The 19446-nt window shown below is 49.5% G+C and carries 15 protein-coding genes; 2 read left to right on the top strand and 13 right to left on the bottom strand.

The window, feature by feature from the left end; all coding sequences use genetic code 11:
• Positions 1 to 249: 249 nt before the first annotated feature.
• The 10 genes from EL628_RS28570 to EL628_RS28615 all read right to left on the bottom strand — a co-directional run bounded on the left by EL628_RS28570 (position 250) and on the right by EL628_RS28615 (position 13502).
• On the bottom strand, positions 250 to 1659 hold the full coding sequence (locus tag EL628_RS28570; protein ID WP_126583377.1) for an ABC transporter ATP-binding protein: 1410 nt from the start codon (positions 1657 to 1659) through the stop codon (positions 250 to 252).
• Positions 1660 to 1693: 34 nt separating this feature from the next.
• Positions 1694 to 3511: an ABC transporter permease gene (locus EL628_RS28575; RefSeq protein ID WP_126583378.1), complete on the bottom strand. Its 1818-nt coding sequence runs from the start codon at positions 3509 to 3511 to the stop codon at positions 1694 to 1696.
• A 543-nt stretch (positions 3512 to 4054) separates the two neighbouring features.
• A complete protein-coding gene (locus tag EL628_RS28580; RefSeq protein WP_126583379.1) occupies positions 4055 to 4327 on the bottom strand; it encodes a metal-sensing transcriptional repressor in 273 nt (90 codons plus the stop codon).
• Between the two features lie 141 nt (positions 4328 to 4468).
• Positions 4469 to 5542: an ABC transporter ATP-binding protein gene (locus EL628_RS28585; protein WP_126583380.1), complete on the bottom strand. Its 1074-nt coding sequence runs from the start codon at positions 5540 to 5542 to the stop codon at positions 4469 to 4471.
• Positions 5543 to 5547: 5 nt separating this feature from the next.
• Positions 5548 to 6681 carry an ABC transporter ATP-binding protein gene (locus EL628_RS28590; RefSeq protein ID WP_126583381.1) on the bottom strand — a complete coding sequence of 378 codons (1134 nt, stop codon included), beginning with the start codon at positions 6679 to 6681 and terminating at the stop codon, positions 5548 to 5550.
• The gene (locus EL628_RS28595; protein WP_245994517.1) at positions 6681 to 7733 is read right to left on the bottom strand and encodes an ABC transporter permease; all 1053 of its coding nucleotides are present in this window, start codon (positions 7731 to 7733) and stop codon (positions 6681 to 6683) included. The genes EL628_RS28590 and EL628_RS28595 overlap by 1 nt, the downstream gene beginning before the upstream one ends.
• Before the next feature lie 3 nt (positions 7734 to 7736).
• Positions 7737 to 8717: an ABC transporter permease gene (locus EL628_RS28600; RefSeq protein WP_126583382.1), complete on the bottom strand. Its 981-nt coding sequence runs from the start codon at positions 8715 to 8717 to the stop codon at positions 7737 to 7739.
• 176 nt (positions 8718 to 8893) lie between these two features.
• Positions 8894 to 10009, bottom strand: coding sequence for a LacI family DNA-binding transcriptional regulator (locus EL628_RS28605; RefSeq protein ID WP_126583383.1), 1116 nt, complete (start codon positions 10007 to 10009; stop codon positions 8894 to 8896).
• Between the two features lie 385 nt (positions 10010 to 10394).
• Positions 10395 to 11525 (bottom strand): LacI family DNA-binding transcriptional regulator, encoded by a 1131-nt coding sequence (locus EL628_RS28610; RefSeq protein WP_126583384.1) that lies wholly within the window; start codon positions 11523 to 11525, stop codon positions 10395 to 10397.
• Between the two features lie 285 nt (positions 11526 to 11810).
• A complete protein-coding gene (locus EL628_RS28615) occupies positions 11811 to 13502 on the bottom strand; it encodes an ABC transporter substrate-binding protein (protein WP_245994520.1) in 1692 nt (563 codons plus the stop codon).
• Positions 13503 to 14148: 646 nt separating this feature from the next.
• Between EL628_RS28615 and EL628_RS28620 the strand changes: the two genes are divergently transcribed.
• Entirely contained in the window at positions 14149 to 16032 is a 1884-nt protein-coding gene (locus EL628_RS28620; RefSeq protein ID WP_245994523.1) for a zinc ribbon domain-containing protein, read from the top strand.
• A 269-nt stretch (positions 16033 to 16301) separates the two neighbouring features.
• On the opposite strand, the gene EL628_RS28625 is transcribed toward EL628_RS28620, so the two are convergent.
• Entirely contained in the window at positions 16302 to 17117 is an 816-nt protein-coding gene (locus EL628_RS28625) for an HAD family hydrolase (protein WP_126583386.1), read from the bottom strand.
• A gap of 418 nt (positions 17118 to 17535) precedes the next feature.
• Here EL628_RS28625 and EL628_RS28630 point away from each other — a divergent pair, with 418 nt between their 5' ends.
• Positions 17536 to 17913 (top strand): winged helix-turn-helix transcriptional regulator, encoded by a 378-nt coding sequence (locus EL628_RS28630; RefSeq protein ID WP_245994526.1) that lies wholly within the window; start codon positions 17536 to 17538, stop codon positions 17911 to 17913.
• Between the two features lie 43 nt (positions 17914 to 17956).
• On the opposite strand, the gene thiE is transcribed toward EL628_RS28630, so the two are convergent.
• Positions 17957 to 18592 carry a thiamine phosphate synthase gene (gene thiE / locus EL628_RS28635; protein WP_126583387.1) on the bottom strand — a complete coding sequence of 212 codons (636 nt, stop codon included), beginning with the start codon at positions 18590 to 18592 and terminating at the stop codon, positions 17957 to 17959.
• Positions 18589 to 19395 (bottom strand): hydroxyethylthiazole kinase, encoded by an 807-nt coding sequence (gene thiM / locus EL628_RS28640; RefSeq protein ID WP_126583388.1) that lies wholly within the window; start codon positions 19393 to 19395, stop codon positions 18589 to 18591. The genes thiE and thiM overlap by 4 nt, the downstream gene beginning before the upstream one ends.
• Positions 19396 to 19446 lie beyond the last annotated feature (51 nt).

A 19446-nucleotide genomic window follows, 5' to 3' on the forward strand; every position in this document is an offset into this window, starting at 1 on the left:
AACGAGAAAAAACCTCACACGATTATACCATATTTTTTATTCATACGAATCAAGCAAACATAATTTCTGATAAATTCATCAAAAAATGGGAGGGCAGCTAACAGGTTGTTGTACACGCAGGCTCTCCGCTATTGGCGATGAAGCGCCAGATAATGGAGAGCCCACGTGTACAACAATCTGTAGAAATGATAGAGGGGAGATGCTCTTTCCTTCTCATCCGACAAGAGAAAGGCAAAAGCAAATCGCGATCTAGCCCTGTTGCACGGCCTCTGGCTCTCCCAGACGGAAGATTCCACGATCCTCTATATAGGTAAAGAGCTCTGCATAACGGCCCCAATCTACCAGACGTTCTAATTGTTCAATCGCTTGCTCTTCATTGAGATGGTTCTCAAGTAGACTCAGGACATATTCTTCAGGCATCGAATGGCCAGGAGTTGTCTCCAAGACCTGGAGAATCTGCCTTAAGAAGGGAACACGCTCAAGCACCTGCTGTCGAAAAATCTGTTTCTCTTCCAGCACATTTGCTTCAGCAAAACGGCGACCAACCTGTGTTAAGACGAGGTCACCCTCCTGGGCTTCGGCCAGACCCAAAAGATCGACGGCCTCCAGCAATGGCTGCAATTCATCAAATTCAAGCTGTAGCTCACGACCAATCTGATAGAGATCCACCTTATCGCCTCGTGCATGCACAAGTTCAATCAGACCTGTCACATCACCAATGGCGGCATGAGGGAGCTGCCGGGGTTCAGGGACTGTCGTAGATTCATTGCGCTGCACTCCGTCAAGTATCAGGGTTGGAGAATATTTGGAGAGCAGTGAGCCAACATCTGTCTTAGGGCTGGTCATGATACGATAAATTAAATCAACCATCCCTGTATGAGCCTCGCTTGCCATACTACGCATACCTCGTGGCAGGCCTGGCAGTTCGATACGAATATGACCAGGATTGGCCCCTAGAACGATAATACGATCGGCCATACTGACGGCATCATCGATATTATGGGTCACCATCACAATTGCGCGGGTAGGAATACTCCGCGATTCCCACAGGCTAATGAGCTCTTTCCGCAGATTCGCAGCGGTCAACACGTCTAACGCACTAAAGGGCTCATCCATAAAGAGGAGTTCTGGTTCAACCACTAAAGCTCGAGCAAAACCTACACGCTGGCGCATACCACCTGAAAGCTCCTTTGGATAGGCATCCTCAAACCCATCCAGACCGATGGTATCAATGGCCGCCAGAGCTCGCTTCAAACGCTGGGTATGCGTCAGATCTTGCGCCTCCAGACCCAATTCGACATTCTGTAGCACAGTCAACCAGGGAAAAAGGGCAAAGGACTGAAAAACAATTGCCAGATGAGGGTTTGTTCCATACTGAGGCTCGCCCTTAAAGAGCACCTGTCCCTCCGTTGGATGAATTAAACCTGCCAATGCACGCAATAGGGTTGATTTGCCTGATCCTGAGGGGCCAAGAAGTGCGACAAACTCCCCCGAGCGAATCTGAAGATCGATCGAATCCAATACAAGTTTGGGCTTTCCCGAACGCGATCCTTTGCCCTCTGCCCCAAAGGACTTGCTCACACCTTTTGCCTCCAACAAGACCTCGCCGTCATGCTGATCGCTTCCTTTATGCGTATTCTGCTGATTGAAAACTGTCATTGCGTTTCCTCTCTTCCTTTATTAGCACGAGCTCTCAAGCAAGCGTATAACGGCGTTCGGCCAGGGCATACAGGCGCTTCCACAAGAGACGATTAATTAACACGACCACTGCTGCCATCATCAAGGTGCCAGCTAATAATAATGGGAAATTGGCATCGGCTGCCGACTGAGCGATAGAAGCCCCTAGCCCCAGGGTCGTAAGCGTCTTCTGATTATATTGCACATATTCAGAGACGATGCTGGCATTCCAGGCTCCTCCGCTGGCTGTTAATAACCCTGTAATCAAGTAAGGGAATATTGCAGGCAGGAACAGCGTCCGCCAGCGCCTCCAGGAGAGGACATGATAGATGGTGGTGGCTTCGCGTAGATCGCTAGGAATCGCCATTGCTCCTGCAATCACATTAAAGAGAATGTACCACTGCGTTCCCAGTAACATTAAAATGATCGCTGCCCAGGAGAGCCCTCCCGGCAGACCAACGAACAGTAAAAGAATAACCGGGAATAAAGCTGTCGCAGGAATCGATGCAATCACCTGGACCACTGGCTGTAAACGACGCGACCAGCGTGGCGAAAGTCCAATCGCCACTCCGACGGGCACGGTCCAGGCTACCCCAATCAGAAGCGCAATGATGGTCCTTACCCAGGTAGCCCCTGCTGCAATCACTAATAATAACCACATAGACCATGAAACATGGAGCAATAGCTGACCCATCCTCCAGATACCAAAAAGCACAATAACCGAGAGGGCCAGGAGCATTATGCTATTAAAAATACGTCTGGCCGATAACTTACGATTCGTTTTCTCCTCCACACGTACCACACTATTATCTGGAAGAGGCTGCATGCGATTTAAGAAGGAGGCCAGCAGGTTGCCTATTGGACGAAACAGACGCCGATTCATATTGGCAATCAGCGCGGAGCGCTGCAACAGATTTAAGACAGGTGAATAGGGTACATCAGCGCTTCCACTCATCTCTACTTTAAATTTATCTGCCCAGGCCACCAGAGGCCGCCAGAATAATATATCGAGGAGCACAATCATCGCGATTAAGACCACAAAGCCCATGATTAAAGCTGGAATATTCCCTGCCAGCGTGGCTGCTTGCAGATAAGAACCAATCCCTGGCAACTGGAAGGAGCGATCTCCTAAAGTAAACTGTTCTGATGCTGTGAGAAAAAACCAGCCCCCGGCCCAGCTCATCATGCTATTCCAGATGAGTCCAATCATTGAGGCTGGCACAGCTAGCTTGAGAAATTTCTGCCACGGTCGCAAGCGTGCAATTGCAGAGAACTCTAATAGTTCTGCGGGAAGTGTACGCACCGAATGATAAAAACTAAAGGTCATATTCCATGCCTGGCTGGTAAAGATTAATAGCACACTCGCTAACTCCAGGCCAATATTTGAATGGGGAAAGATGGCCACAAGAGCGAGAAGTACTGCTGGCAAGAATGAAAGAATAGGGATGCTTTGTAAAATATCTAACAAAGGCACCATCACAATACTTGCTCGCTTATTAGTAGCGGCGATATGTCCGTAAGTGAGCGTAAAGATGAGTGCGATGAGATACCCCAACATCATCCGCAACAGCGAGTAGCCAGCATAAACCGGCAGGGCCAATGGTGAGAGATCAAGATGTAAGGCTGGAGTCATTGGAGCGGTCCAATGAGAGGCCGCAACGACCAGAAGGCTAATACTGGCAATAATAACGACCGCTATCAGCAGGTCGATGCTGCCAAAACGCCGGGGTTCATGGGTTTCACGGCGCGAGAGAACTGTTGATGCAGCAGGTGTAGAACCCTGTTGCAATTGTTCTCGCTCACGTGGATTTTCTGGGATAAATACTTGAGCCATAAGCTTACCTCCATACTTCCTAGCACGCACAGGAGGCACAGAGTGTTGCCAGTTAGCTCCTCTACAGCAGCCATGTTCGCTGCTGCATACGAGCAGAAGCACACTGATAGACTCTCTGCACAATCTGGACATTCATAACAGGTCTGTAACAACAATGTTGACTCTGGTCAGGTTCAGGATCGGCGTCCACGCCTTATCACCTCCAATTCCTCAAATTCAAGCGAGCAGGCAGAATTAACTACCAAAAAGAGCCGGCTCATCGCAAAAATCATGCGCAGGGGTAAGCAGCAGAAGCAAAAAGTGAGCATCGTGCGCACAAAAGAAAGGGTAATGAAAGAGTCAGGCTCTTCCAATCACATGCTGCTTAAATAATGTATTGTTATATGAGAGGAAGCAGAGAGGGTGAGGAGATAGCAAAGAGGACAGGAGGCCCGGGCCAGGCAGGCTATCAGATCAGATCAACACTGTTTCCATCTAAGAAGGTTGGCTATTTGCAGGACTCATAGTACTCCTTCGCTAAGGGACAATGCGCAAAAACAGGTTTTAAATGAAGCGACCCAATGCATCCTTTAGATCACGAGTGGCCTCTTCGGGATGACCGGCTTCGACTGCCCGTGTGACCGCCTGATCTATATGAAGTTCCAGGATCGCACGCCCAATCTGATCCAGGGCCGAGCGGACTGCTGCAATCTGAGTCAACATATCATCAGCCGGACGATCCTCTTCCCACATACGCTTGAGGCTGGCGGCATGGCCTGCCACGCGCGCCAGGCGCTTTGTCACATCATCACGTGCTGAATCATACTGTTGCGTCATTCTTCTCCCGCTTTCTTGCCTACAATCCACTAACCCCCCTTGGGGGATGAATTGTATCCATTGGGGATTATATACACGCACTTGCAAGAAAGTCAAGTGCGTGTATATAGACACAGCTTCAGATCCGGCCAGTTTCGCGCCCTACTCAGCGTTGGAAAGGGTGCCCTTCTGGGCTGGCTGTACGGTAATTAAAGGCGCATTCGCACTATCACCATACAGATGACAATGGGTCCAGTGACCACCCCCCAGTTCGGTACGCTGAGGGAAACGCTCTTTACAGACAGGCATGGCGGATGGGCAACGCGGATGGAAGCGACACCCGGTTGGTGGATTAATCAGGCTCGGGATCTCTCCTCGGGCCGTCAACTGGCTTCCGGCCTTCTCTTTGATACGATCTGGATCGGGGGCTGCCGATAATAACAATCTGGTATAAGGATGTTTAGGCTCTTGAATCACTTCTTCGCTTGGACCACCTTCTACCATCTGACCAGCGTACATTACGAGCGTCTCATCAGCAAAGTATCGCGCACTGGCAATATCATGCGTGATAAAAAGAATAGCTAGCTGCTCTTCTTCTTTCAGCCGAGCCAATAAATTCAGAATATCCAGACGGATCGAGACATCCAACATCGAGACAGGTTCGTCTGCTAATAAGACTTCGGGCCGCACCGCCAGGGCGCGAGCTATAGCCACGCGCTGACGCTGACCCCCACTAAGCTGGTGAGGATATTTCTGAATAAACTGTTCCGCCGGACTTAAACTTACACGATTCAGAAGGGCAAGCACTTGCTCGGTAATCTCTTTCTCGCTCTTCGCATGCCCAAACACCTTTAATGGTCGGCTAAGGTGATAACGCACATCATGAACGGGATTCAGCGAAGAAAATGGATCTTGAAAGACCAGTTGTACATGATGGCGGTACTCACGCAGGTGTGAAGAAGATTTCGAGAGCTTGATTGGCTCTCCACGATACCGCAACGTGCCTGAGGTTGGCTCATAGACGCGAGCCAGCATACGGGCAATCGTGGTCTTGCCGCTGCCACTCTCTCCGACGACCGCCGTGACTTTGCCCGGATAGAGCGCTAAGGAAGCATCTTCAACAGCATGAACCCCTTTCGACCTGGCAAACGGGTTGACCTGATGAAGAGGAAAAACTTTGCGTATATGCTCCGCCTCTAATACAGGAAGCGAGCTATTCTCCTTCTCAATACTCATCGCTCTTATCTTCTTTCCGCTAAGGTTTCGTAACTGGCCGTCAAATCCTGGGCTGTCGGAGGCTCCGCACGATAGTGTGGATCATAGAGATGGCAGGCAGCCAACTGGCCTGGTGCCGAGGCCGAAGCTGGACGTAAGGTGGGACGGATGGTTTTACACGCACTAAATGCCATCGGGCAACGCTGTTGGAAAGGGCAGCCTGGCGGCACCTGACGGAGATCAGGAGGTGAACCTGGAATCCCCACCATTTTGCGGCGAGGTCCACGCAAGGTCGGGAATGAATTGAGCAGACCATGGCTATATGGATGACGCGGATGGTGATAGATATCTAAAGCGGCGGCTGTCTCGACTAAACGGCCAGCATACATAATGGCGATATTATCGGTCAATTCCAATAATAAGGAGAGATCATGGGTGATAAAGATCATAGCCATACCCAGCTCGCGACAGAGGGACTTGACCAGATCCAGAATCTCACGCTGCACGACCACATCAAGCGCTGTAGTTGGCTCGTCCATAATAATCAGCTCCGGGTTAAGCGCCAGCGCAATCGCAATCACTGCACGCTGGCGCATACCGCCGCTCAGTTCATGTGGATAACTGTTTAAGCGATCAGGGGCAATGCCAACCAATTTTAAGAGCTCTGCTGCATGTTCCTTACGTGCATGCTTAGTGAGATCTGGGCGATGCGTCTTGAGAACGTCCAGAATCTGATCGCCAACCTTCATGACAGGATTAAGCGCATTCATTGCACTCTGGAAGACAATTGCCAGCTCATTCCAGCGAAAGGCACGCAGTTGCTCATTAGTAAGATCGAGGATATCCACTGCATCGAGAGCCGCCCCTGCCGCTTCTTCTGCTCGCTGCTTCCTTGATAGAAAGCCACGACTACGATGATCGCGTGCATGAGGATAATAGAAGATCTCGCCGTCTGTAACCACAGCAGGAGGACGCGTTAAACGCGCAATAGCATAGGCAACCGTGGATTTACCGCTCCCACTTTCTCCTGCCAGTCCCATAATCTCACCACGGCGCAACGTAAAGCTCACATGATCGACGGCATGTACAGCACCGCTCGCCGCCTGATAGTCGACACACACATCTTTTACTTCAAGGAGAAGATCATTTTTTGTTTCCATTATGCTGCCACCGCCTTTTTCTCTTTCGCCACCTTGACCTTTGGCTCTTTCCGTAAGCGAGGATTAGCCACTTCATCCATACCAAAGTTAATCAACGATAACGCTGCACTCAGGAAGGCAATACATAATCCTGGTGGGAGGAACCACCACCATGCCCCCAGTAGAATCGCGTCGTTATTCTGTGCCCAGAAGAGCATAACGCCCCAGCTTACATTATTGGGATCACCCAGGCCCAGAAACTCCAGACCAGCAGCGGCAAGAAGGGCATAGACAATGGCACCAATGAGGTTGCCTGCCACAATCGAGATCTGATTGGGAAGAATCTCAAAAAAGATGATGCGCCATGTATGCTCTCCACTGGAGCGTGCGGCCTCCACAAAATCACGATTACGAAGCGACATTGTCTGGGCACGCAATACACGAGCACCGTATGCCCACCCTGTAATCACAAGCACCATTGTTACGGTAACCGATCCTTTCCAGGGAAAGAAGGCTGCCAGCACAATTGCCAGAGGAAAACCAGGTAACAGCAAGAAGACGTTAATGATAACCGAAATGATATCATCAATGACGCCACCAAAGTATCCTGCCGTTAAACCTAAGACAATCGAGATCAGCGTGACCAGAACGCCTGTTACCAGCCCCCACGTTACACTAGAACGCGCCCCAATTATAACTTGAGTGAACACGTCCTGGCCCGTCTGGGTAGTCCCCAACCAGTGGTCTGCAGAGGGAGGAGCCAGAGAATCAATCCCGAAGGCATTGGGATCTGCATGAAGAAACACAGGTCCAAGCAAAGCAATCAAGACAAACACAAGCGCGACAAACGTCCCCAGAGTCACTTTGCCATTGCGCGTCACCAGACGCCAGACATCGCTCAGACGGCCCGTTACCACACCAGGACTGCTCACTCCAGCGATGCCAGCCGCCCCCACGCTTGCCGCTGGTACCTGCTGATCGTCCAGCTGCACTGTACTACTCCGGTCTGCGGAATTCTCAATCTCCATTACGACGTCGGGCTGCTGCTCTGGAGAGGAGGAAGTATTCGTCATTGGTTAACTCCTTCCTTGACGTACACGAGGGTCAAGCATAGCATACACCAGATCCACTAAGAAGTTTGCCCCTAATACCGCCAGCGTAATCAATAAGAAAATACCTTGCATCAGCGGATAATCTGAGTTCTGTACAGCCTGCAACAGTGAAAAACCGATGCCTGGATAGGAGAAAACAATCTCAATCAGTAATTGTCCGGCCACGACCGTACCCAACTGCATCGCCAGACCTGTCACACTGGGCAGGACTGCATTACGAGCAGCATAGGCAAACATCACTCGTCCGTTTGAAAGCCCTTTGGCCTGAGCCATCAAAACATAATCCTCTGACAGGGTCGTCACCATTGAATTACGCATGGTCATAACCCAGCCCGCTATATTTGCAAGCACAAATGAGATAGCTGGCAAGAGCGCATGTTGAATCGCACTCCCAATAAACTCAGGCGACCAGTCTGGAACCAGCGACGTATCATAGCCGCCTTTAATGGGAAAGAGGTCCAGCGTATAGGCAAAGATATAGAGCATAATCAATGCCAGGTAGAAGTATGGCACAGCTGAAAAAAAGGAGAGAACAGGCACCAGATTCTCTAGAAATGAGCCACGTCTCCAGGCAATGACCGTTCCCAGAAATGAGCCCAGCGTGAAACTGATCAGAAGCGAGAGCGTAACCAGAACCAGGGTCCATGGTAACTCTTGCCTGATCATATCGATCACAGGGGTAGGGAAATAGGTAATAGAGATACCTAAATTTCCATGCAGAATATTGCCAAGATACTGAAAGTATTGCAGCCAGAGTGGATCATTGGATACACCAAATTGAAGCTCAAGCGCATGAAGCGCCTCAGGCTGAATGCGACCTTGCATTCGACCAATCAGAATCAGTGCCGGGTTACCTGGCGCCAATCGAGGGATCAGAAAGTTCAGCGAGACCGATGCCCACAAGGCAACCAGGTAAAAGCCAATGCGACGAAGCAAATGGCGCATCAGATGCCTCCTTTAGGATGATGCATACACTACAATACCAGAACAAATACATCGTACAAAATGCACTCATTGATCATGACTGTCTGTGCACAATACAGGTAAAAATACGTTCCATTCTGTTGTTTCAGTATGGTGTTTCAGTACAGTGTTTCAGTATGGTGTTTAAGGTATGAAATTTAAGGGAATGAATCTTTCATATGGTGATGAAGAGGTTTCGCACCACATGATGAGCGCACAACCAGTCTGGTTGAGAGTACAATCTGCACAGAATGAGCTTCAACCTGCTGTAATGGCTGGCGGGATGTTTCTGCTGAAGGAAAGATAAAGGATGGCTGGGCTGAATCGTCAAGCAAAGAAAGCAGCAGCTCAACGCCATGCTTTCCAATCTCGGCAAAAGGTTGTTTGACCGTGGTTAATGCTGGACGAACCAGCAAAGAAGAGGCAATATCGTCAAAACCTACGAGAGCGATATCTTCCGGTACACGCAGACCAAATGAGTTTGCAACATCGATTACCGCGTAAGCGGTCAGGTCGTTTGCGGCAAAAATTGCTGTTGGTCGCTGTTCAACGGGCAAAGAGAGGAGCTGCCTGGCGGGCTCAACTCCCCCCAGGTATTCAAAATCGCCCTGGCTCACCAGCGTCTGGTCAACCGCGATTCCTGACGCCTCCAGTTCCTGACAATAGCCCTGATAACGCTCAAGTGTACAGAGATAGTCTTTTTTCCCGAGGATATGTCCAATGCGCCGATGACCAAGTGCGATCAGATGCTTGACCGCCTGGCGAGCCCCCTGGACATTGTCCACATTAATCCATGGCATAGCAGTATGATGAGCAGCATCATCAATCATGACCACAGGGAAACCATGAATATGCAAGCGTTCAACATATTGAGCGGAACGTCCGGGGAGGATAGCAAGCAGACCAGCAGGAAGTTTTGTGGAAAAAATATGGTCGAGGATATCTCCCTTATCATTATCACGTGCCATATCATTAATGCTATAGACTAATAATTCATACGGTGTATGACCAATAGTCTCGGAGACTCCACGCATGATATCTGCCACATAAAACCAGTTAAAGGAGGGAATAAGCACACCGAGGAGGCGATTCCGCCCACCTGCCAGACCAGAAGCGGTAATGCTAGGGACAAAACCTACTTCCTGCATGATCTGAAGAATACGTGCGCGCGTGGCAGGATCTACATCTGGCTTGTTGTTAAGCACCCGCGAAACGGTTGCCTTCGATACTCCCGCCAGTTTCGCAATATCGCCAATCGTATGCTTCCTTGCCATAAGCACAAACCCCTTTGCAACAGCAACTCTGCTATCTTATACTATGCCTGAATGACATCTCTTTCAGCACACAAACATGGAAAAAATGAAAGACAGAACATTGTCTCTTCATTGCATACTTTTCCTGATACCGATACCGTAACCGGTTTCGGTATCGGTTACGAGAAAGTATACCCACTATTGTTGAATTTGTCAATGGATTTTAAGGCAATTACAAAGCGGGGGTGCATGTATTACAAAATGGCTGCGCTATCAAACGGACCTGAGAACGACTCAACCAACCATTGCATTTTCAGCGATACATTCAAAAACCACCTCTCCAATTGAGTCATGGAGAGGCGAGTAATTGCTTTTTTATCCGTTCTGTTCAATCGAGAGATAAGCATTAGAGAACCTTTGAAGGAATAATCTCATCGACACTTTGCTGTTGGCGCTGTGCACCACAGGAGGCCCTCACTACTAACGTTGTTTGCAAGGAGATATGAGGAGGGCGCACCATTCCTTCAGATGGAGTGAGAACAGGTAATGATAAAGCAAGCAGGCTACTATCGGCACGCTGGACTGGTGTATTTAATAGAGCGAGTAAGAGCTCTACTCCGCATTTCCCAATCTCCGCAAATGGTTGCCTGACCGTGGTAAGTGCTGGACGAATTCGAGCAGACGACTCAATATCATCAAAGCCAACAACTGCTAGATCGCCTGGAACACGCAGACCATAGCTATCAGCGACGTCAATGACAGCATAAGCCGTAAGATCGGTGGAGGCAAAGAGCGCGGTTGGTCGAACCTCTGCCGGGAGAGAGAGGAGTTGATGGGCTGCATCTAACGCGCCATGATACTCAAAATTCCCCTGAGCGACTAACAGTGGATCGAGGGCGATACCTGCTTCCTCTAACGCCTGGCAGTATCCCTGGTAGCGCTCGTGAGCACAGATAAAGTTTTGCGGACCATAAATATGGGCAATCCTTCGATGACCAAGCTCAATCAGATGCTTAACCGCTAAATAAGAACCATGCACACTGTCCACATTGACCCAGGGCATATTCGGATGGTGCGCTGTATCATCTACCATCACCACTGGAAATCCATGCGTGTGAAGACGCTCAACATAAGGAGCCGAATGCCCTGGTAAGATCGCAAGAAGACCGGCAGGCAACTTTGTAGACAGAATATGATCGAGAATATCACCCTTATCATTATCACGTGCCATATCATTAATACTATAGACCAGGAGCTCATAGGGGGTATGGCCAATCATTTCGGAGACGCCACGCATAATCTCACCCACAAAAGACCAGGAGAACGAAGGAATCAGCACTCCAACCAGGCGATTTCTCCCACCTGCCAGACCAGAGGCCGTAATACTGGGAACAAAACTGACCTCTTGCATAATTTGATGAATCCGCGCACGAGTCGAGGGATCAACGTCTGGCTTGTTGTTCAATACACGCGAGACGGTGGCCTTTGAAACACCTGCTAGTTGTGCAATATCATCAATGGTATATTTCCTTGCCATAAGGCCCAACCCCTTTTTCACAACACGAATAGTACACGATGTATCAGCAGAATATTCACTAGAAAGACATACGATGAAGAGAAAAGACTTTTCCTCTTCGTAGAGGCTATCAAAAATGCTAAAAACGATACCAGGGACAATTACGAACAATTGTACCAGTACCCTGGATATCTGTCAAGAATATTGGCTCATTCGGCATTTCCTAGAAAAAAGCTCCGAAAGAGCTCCTTCGCGCCAGTGCGAAGGAACTCTTTCATTTGCTTCAATGGCTACAAAGCTTTTTCCTTATTTGGCAGGCTGAAGGTTAAGGACTACCTGTTCAGCATCGGGATAGGTATAAGGAGAGGCTACAGAATACTGATGGTCTTTGTCAGGCCAATTGACAAAATTGGTGGTATTGTACTCATACCAGCTCACCCCATAGACCAATGGCACTGTAGGAACCTGTTCCACCATTACCTTCTCAAGACCTTGAACCGCTTTCAACTGTGCATCTTTGTCAGTTGTAGAAACATACTGGTTCAGCAGATCATCTGTGGTCTTGTCCATCCAACGAGCATAGTTCGTTGAGGCCTTCTGTCCAATGGGCGCTGAGCCTGCGCTATTTAAGAAACCATTGTACATAAAGTATGGTGAAGGACCACCAGCAGGAGAGTTGATAGATGCATCGTAATCACCCATCTGTAATGCGTTGGTGTACGCCGCATACGAGAGCGGGTTGACGGTGACATCCATTCCGATGGCTTTCAGATTCTGAGAGGCAATCTGACAGATGGTAACCCAGTCGGTCCAACCAGTTACCACGTTCAACTTGAAGGAGAGTCTATTGCCATCTTTATCAGCATAGATACCATCGCTACCTTTTTTGTACCCTGCATCTTCCAGAAGCTTGGTAGCAGCGTTTGTATCCAGCTTAAAGCTCGCATCTTTGTACTCTGGGGCCAGATAGCTATTAAAGTTGGGGACAATGACTCCCGTAGGATGAGCAACTGGTTCGTAACCACTCTCGGCAACATGATACATCTGATCTCGATCCAGTGCCGTACTGATGGCCTTACGGACTGCGATGTTGTTGAATGGAGCCTTGGCATTATTCAATACAATCATCACTAATCCACCAGGCGCGAACCAATACTTATGATGGGTAGGATCTGGTTTGACAAAGGTCTTGTCGATCTGTGGTGTAAAGAGTCCAGTCCAGTCCAGGTTCCCTTTGTTCAGATCCAACTCAACTGAGGTATTGGAGTTGTAAGCTGGATAACGCAGCTCCTTCACCGCAGGTTTTGTACCCCAGAAGCTCGTGTTCTGCTCCATCGTATACAACTGTGGCGTGAATGACTTTAATTTGAAGGGGCCTGTTCCAACTGGATCAGGATTGGGATACTTCGAGATATCTCCCACACTCGACCAGATATGTTTCGGCAGAATCCAGGTGTTTCCACCAGCATACCAGAGAATTGGGGAATACGGCTGCTTCAAAGTAATCGTTACCGTATGATCGTCTGTTGCAGTCACATCCTGGAAGTAGTTCCATAATGCATTACCATCAGCCGCTGGATACTGTTTCAATAGATTGAAGGTGAATGCTACGTCTTCAGCGGTAAATGGCTGTCCATCGGACCACTGGACATTCGAACGTGTGGTGAACGTAAGTGTTTTCGCATCACTGGAGAGATTGTAGCTGGATGCAAGCCAGGGTTTTACGTCTCCATTGAGCTGGTTAATGTAGAGCAATGTCTCATAAATCAGACCCGAGGTACCCGGATCTCCACCAACGGCTGCGTAAGGATTGAAGACACGCGTGAAATCACCATTTGGACCGGTCTGAATTGTCAAATAATCATGCTTAGCAGCTGAGGTCTTTGTGCTATTCGCACCACCACAGGCTGTGAGAAGCAGACCAAAGACAACGAGCAACGAACAAAGCATAAAGCCGGTTTTTGCTTTCGTTCCTGAAAAAAAAGAGGTATTGGACACGCTAGGCCTCCTACATAGGGGATAATGAATCTAACGTTGATTCGAAGTGTCAATTACCATACAAAAAAACATACTTTAGTCAGTTGGCGACAATGTTGCAAGTTCGTATCCTCCATCCATCAGGGCAAAGACAGAAAAAATTGAGGAAACAAATGTAAGAAGAAGTGCTGTTCGCAGGTGGAGAATGCTCGCGTAAAGGCGGTTCTTACCATGTGCCAGGGAATGCATGTACACATGAAAAAGCCTTACTCCTGGTCTGATATTCCGCATCTCGGAGCAGATATATCCACTTACCAGTCGTAAGAACTCAGGTATCTTCTGCTTCCTTGCGTTCATGCTAAACTCCTTTACAACAGCAACATTGCTATCAAACTCTGTTTGAACTACAATTGTTCAAAATCCGTGTGACAAAATGGGAACCCGTTAAATCTTGCCTATTTTGCCTCGGTACCGTTCCCGTTACCGATTTCGGTATCGGTTACGGAGAAAGTATACCCAGTATTCCTGGGTTTGTCAATGAAATTGCGGAGCAATTTCAGGAAAAATGCGACAGCGGCCTTTATCTATTTGTGAGGGTATCGGCAGTTGACAAAAAGAGCAAATCATGCTATACTTTACTTGGTATCACTACAGGAGGTATCAGCAGTTGAAAGCGCAAAGCTTGTCATTCCCCATTCGGTTGCCCGAAGCCATACAGGCTGAGGCGTTGCGTTTGCTTGATGCTTCCCATGGTGCAATCAATGCCATTGTATGCGAGTTGTGGCCTCAACTTGATCTGTTTGCAGCTGATCGGCGAGGACCCGCCTGGAAGCAGGTCGAGAAACATCTTATTACTCGTAATGGGCATGGCAGCCGCCAACAACGCAATGAATGGGAGAGCGCTGGCAGAATTCTCCGGGCCCAGGCCACTCGCAAGCAGATCTTTGAAACGGTGGTGCCTCTGCTCACCGATGCCTTGATCCGTCCCGCTGATGAGAAACGGCCTGCTCGCAAAGACCACCGCGCCATCAGTGATCAGGTTCGTGCTTTACGCACCCAACTCCGTGACGAGGGTGAGGATGTTGATGCCTTTATGGCGATGACCAATGTTTTGGAGCAGGCGTGCAACGTCTTTTTGCGAACCGGCACGTTCCCCCAAACCTATTCAGAGCTTCAACCCGTTCCCGTTCACTCCGCCGGACAGATCACCTTTGCGGGTGATGATGGTATGCTCAAAGGGCAAACGTATCGTGCCCGCATCGAACACCGTCTCTTTTGCGATCTTGCCAGCCATGAAGAGCGCACGAACGCGAGCCTGTGGCTACGCTTGAAAGCTCCCGATGAGCAGCACAAGTGGGCGTGGGGAGCATGGAGCGTCGAGATCCCCTTGCCAGAGGTGGTCTGCGGGTATCTCGATCAAGGAGCTACGACACAGGCACCGACCTTGCGCGAGGTGCGAGGCGATGACGGGCAACGTCTGGTCGTGCTCGATCTGATCCTCGAAGTTCCCGCAAAATACGTCTCCGATCTGGTACAGGAAAAACGAATTCTAGGTTTTGATTGGGGGGTGCGCTCGCTCATCACCGTCTCCATCCTCGAAAAGCCTGATGTCGATGGCGAGCCTCCCAGGCAGATGAGCCGTCCTGTGTTTCTTGATACTGGAGCCCTCGATGGCAAACAGGCGAGACTGCGCCGGGAAATCGATAGGCTCAAATCCTGTAAACAACGCTACGATACACTCATTGAACAGGCTCAGCAGGCGTCTAAGAAGCAGCGCATACCACTCCCCCCACACTTTGCAGAGTGGCAAACACGTACAGAGGGATACGAGAAGCGCATTGGGCAGTGTTGGGACATGTATGCCCGTCGGAACCAGGAAGTGGCCCACCTGGCGGCAAATCTGCTGATCCTGCTGGCGCTCCTCTTTGATTGCCGCATTATCTGTGGCGAGAACCTGACCACCCTCAAAACGATTGGACGGGGCAGAGGCGTGCGTGGGCGATTCCGCAACTGGCGGAACAACACGACGGTGCGGGGAGAATTGTGGCGCGTACTGAAATACAAGTGCTACCTTGCTGGGATACGGACGCGCACGGTGGAACCTCGCGGCACAACGCACACGTGCCCACGGTGTCACGAGCCCGCTCGAACGTTTGCCTCGCCAGCGTCAGCAGATCGGCGCAAGGCCATCGACTGGGGAGCGTGGCTGTGCTGTGAAAACCCGGCATGTGGCTGGAACGGGGCACGCGACTATGCAGCGAGCCTCAACATTGCCGCATTAGGCATCGCTTTTCTTCGGACCTATTGCGAAACCGGAACCTATCGAGGGTTTCGCATGACCTCTCAGGAGGTTAAGCCTTGCTCATACATTGGGCAAGGTGCGACACAACTGTTGCTGTCGCAGGGTTTCACCACCCGCCCTATCAAGGGCAAACACGTTTACTATGCTGGTTGGTCCTATTCCATTCGTCTTTGCACTTCTCATCCCGCAACAACGCTTGCCATTCTTTCAACCTCTCAACTCAGGAAGAATGTGCTCAGAAGTGCGTAATGTTCGCATAGTATCGTGTTTTGGCAACGGTTTCTAGCTATCGTATGGCTGCCAGAAAGAGAATTGCAGGGCAGTATACAGACTAGTTGTATCACAGTGATGAGGGTATAGTGGAGTGAAAGGGAGGGGAATGGATCACAGCAGGTGTTGTAACAGCGAGCCCTGCATGGCCTGGTAATAAACCGATACGTTATGCAGGGCTCGCTGTTACGATAGGTGCTGCAAGATGGGGGGACTTCTCTCTGAACACCAGTGCTTTTTTCTTCGCTTTACAGAAATTGGGACAGATTCTCCAATGTGGTCACTTCAATTCCGACAGCTGAGGCATATTCCTCACTACAGTGCATGCCGCAACGATTGATCCAGATACCACGCATACCACACCGTTGGGCTCCGATCATGTCTCGTGGTAAGCTATCGCCAACCATGACGGCCTCGGACGATGTGACTTTTAATCCATCCATGACAACCTGGAATACTTCACGCTCTGGCTTCCCAACTCCGACTTCGCCAGAAACAACAATCGTATCAAAATAGTGTTCTAACTGGATCTGAGCAACTTTTTCACGCTGCAAGTCTGGCGCACCATTGGTTAACATGCCAAGTTTATACTGTGGACGTAATTGCTGTAAGAGCGCCTCAACTTCTGGAAAAGTGGTGTATCGGCGACGCTCTTCACGGAAGATCGACGCCAGATGCTCAGCATTTGAACGACTCTCAATTCCCTGCTCGGCAAGGGCTGATAACCAGAGTTGGCGCTGGTAGACGGGAACCCATTGCGCGAGCGCACGCAAGTTTGGATCATCCCCCGCAAAATATCCCCACATTCCTTCTGACGCGCTAATCCCAATATTGTTGCAATATGCATACGTTGGAGCAGCCTTCCAAAGTTGTCTGGCATGTTGATAGGCAGCCTGCTCTAACTGCCTGGCATCAACCCCCCATTCGTTTTGGGCATAGGTCCCCGCCTTCACTAATGCTCGCTTCGTAGCCTCACTATCTTCGATCAGCGTCTCATCAAGATCAAATATAATCGCCGTTATTGTCATATTAGAGCCTGCTACCTGGCTTTCTTTTGCTAGCACGATTCAAGAGCATTCTTCGCTCGTACAGCGGCATAAGCTACCTGGCTTATAGCTACCCGAGAATCGTTGCACTTCTTTCTCGTTTGCAATCTGGTTCGCTGCGCAGAAAAAAATAATTTTTCTTTCTCGTGTGTGATCTGATCCGCTGCGCAGAAAGAATACCTCTTCCCTCTATAGTATGCCTCATAGACTCGTTTTTTAGCCTACCATGAACTATTCTCTAGAGCAATGGTACCTCTTCCCACAAATAACTGGACGATATGGATGCTTTCCTCGCTCTCCTCCCAAAACTAAATTTTGCAAAGTAGCTAATTATATGTTAGTATATAAGAAGAGAAGTCTCCTGACTACTACCTCCCTGTAGGTTCTCTCCTGAGAAGGCTTTCTCACATCTTTCTACTACTTAAAGGAGAAGCTCTTGCATCCAGAAACCCATCTCTGTCGACGCTATCAACAGGCGGCACATATGTTAAGCAAACGTTGGACCAGTCTGATTGTAAAGGCTTTGCTTGCTAGCCCTCTTCATTTTAATCAGATTGCGGAACAATTGGAGACAATTAGTGATCGCGTTCTGTCTGAGCGTCTTAAGGAATTAATTACTGAGGGCATTATTGAACGCAAGGTATATGCGGAGTGTCCCGTTCGCATTGAGTATGCTTTGACCACAAAAGGAAAGGATCTCGCGCCTATTATTGGCGAAATTGAAAGATGGAGCCAGCGTTGGATTGTGCTTCCAACAGAAGAGGTTCCATCAGCTGATCCTCTCCTGTTGGAAGAGATGAACCTGTGTGAATAGAAAAGGCACTCGGTTGCCTGTTCTATTGTACTGGTCTCTCTTGTCAATACAGTTGTTTGAAGATATCCTGGGTGGCAGCGGTGATATCCTCTGCATTCACAATCGCTGTGATGACAGCAATGCCAGCTGCACCAGCCTGTCTGACCTCATGAGTATTTGCAGCCGTAATGCCCCCAATAGCGATCAAGGGCGGAGTATACAATGGTGCTAATTCGCGTAAGAGTGCAAGGCCTATGGGTGCCCCTGCATCAGCCTTGGCTCGGGTTGCATAGATAGGTCCCACCCCTAAATAATCTGCCCCGCCTTCAACCGCGAGACGTGCTTCGTCTAAGCTCCCTACTGAGACACCCAGGATGCGTTCGTGACCCAATAATTGACGGGCAGATCCTACAGGCATATCTTCCTGTCCCACATGGGCTCCATCCGCATCAATTGCCAGCGCGACATCAATACGATCATTCACGATCAAGAGCGCTCCATATTCTTTTGTCAACGCACGTAAGGCCAGGCCTTCGGTTACAAGATCACGAGTGTTCGCATATTTATCTCGTAATTGGATCACTGTCGCGCCTCCAGCAAGCGCTGCACGAGCAACCGTGAGCATATCTCGTCCTCGTGACCAATCCCGATCAGTTAAGACATGCAAGATGAGCCGTTCTGCCAGACGCTCGAAGCTCATGCCTGCCTCACTCTCTGACTCTGCTGAAGCTGTTGAGCATCCAGATTCGCGACGGCATCTAAGAGATGAGATCGAAATGTCCCTGGTCCGCCAGCCTTCAATGCAGCGACCTCACCAGATACTCCCATGGCCACAAGAGCCGCTGTGGCAGCACGCAGTCCATCAGACTCTACAGCGAGAAAAGCTCCGACTAAGCTGGTGGACATACATCCACTCCCAGTAATTGATGCAAGCAACGGATGACCATTCTCAACTACTAATACACGTTGTCCATCGGTGATGACATCTGTGGCTCCCGTGATAGCTATGGTACATGAGAAAGTCTGCGCAGCCTGGCTCGCAACCAATGTACGGTCAGCGTTTAAAGAGATCGACTCTACCCCTCGCGTCTCTCCTGCAACACCTACCAATGCTCCAATCTCTGCTGCATTACCACGCACAACAGCTATCTGGAGCTCTTTCAGTAATCTCAATGCACTTTCGGTTCTTAATCGCGTGGCCCCAGCTCCAACTGGATCTAAGACAATTGGAATCCCTCTGGCGTTTGCCCGCTTTCCCGCCAGAAGCATGCTCTCTATCTGAGTTGGTGTGAGGGTGCCGATATTGAGAACGAGGGCTCCTGCTAATGAAACCATCTCTTCGACCTCTTCAGCCGCATGCGCCATTACCGGCAAAGCGCCAATTCCCAATGTTATATTAGCGGTATCGTTCATCACAACTAGGTTGGTAATGTGATGAACCAGTGGTTTGTGTGCGCGAATGCTCGTGACAAGTTCGCCAATCCAGGAGAATGGTGTGCTCATAAGACCTCTTTTCTTTTGAAGATAAAAAACAAGAAGGAAGTTTTCAACATA

This window comes from Tengunoibacter tsumagoiensis (assembly GCF_003967535.1).
In the GTDB taxonomy this organism is placed as follows: Bacteria; Chloroflexota; Ktedonobacteria; order Ktedonobacterales; family Ktedonobacteraceae; genus Tengunoibacter; species Tengunoibacter tsumagoiensis.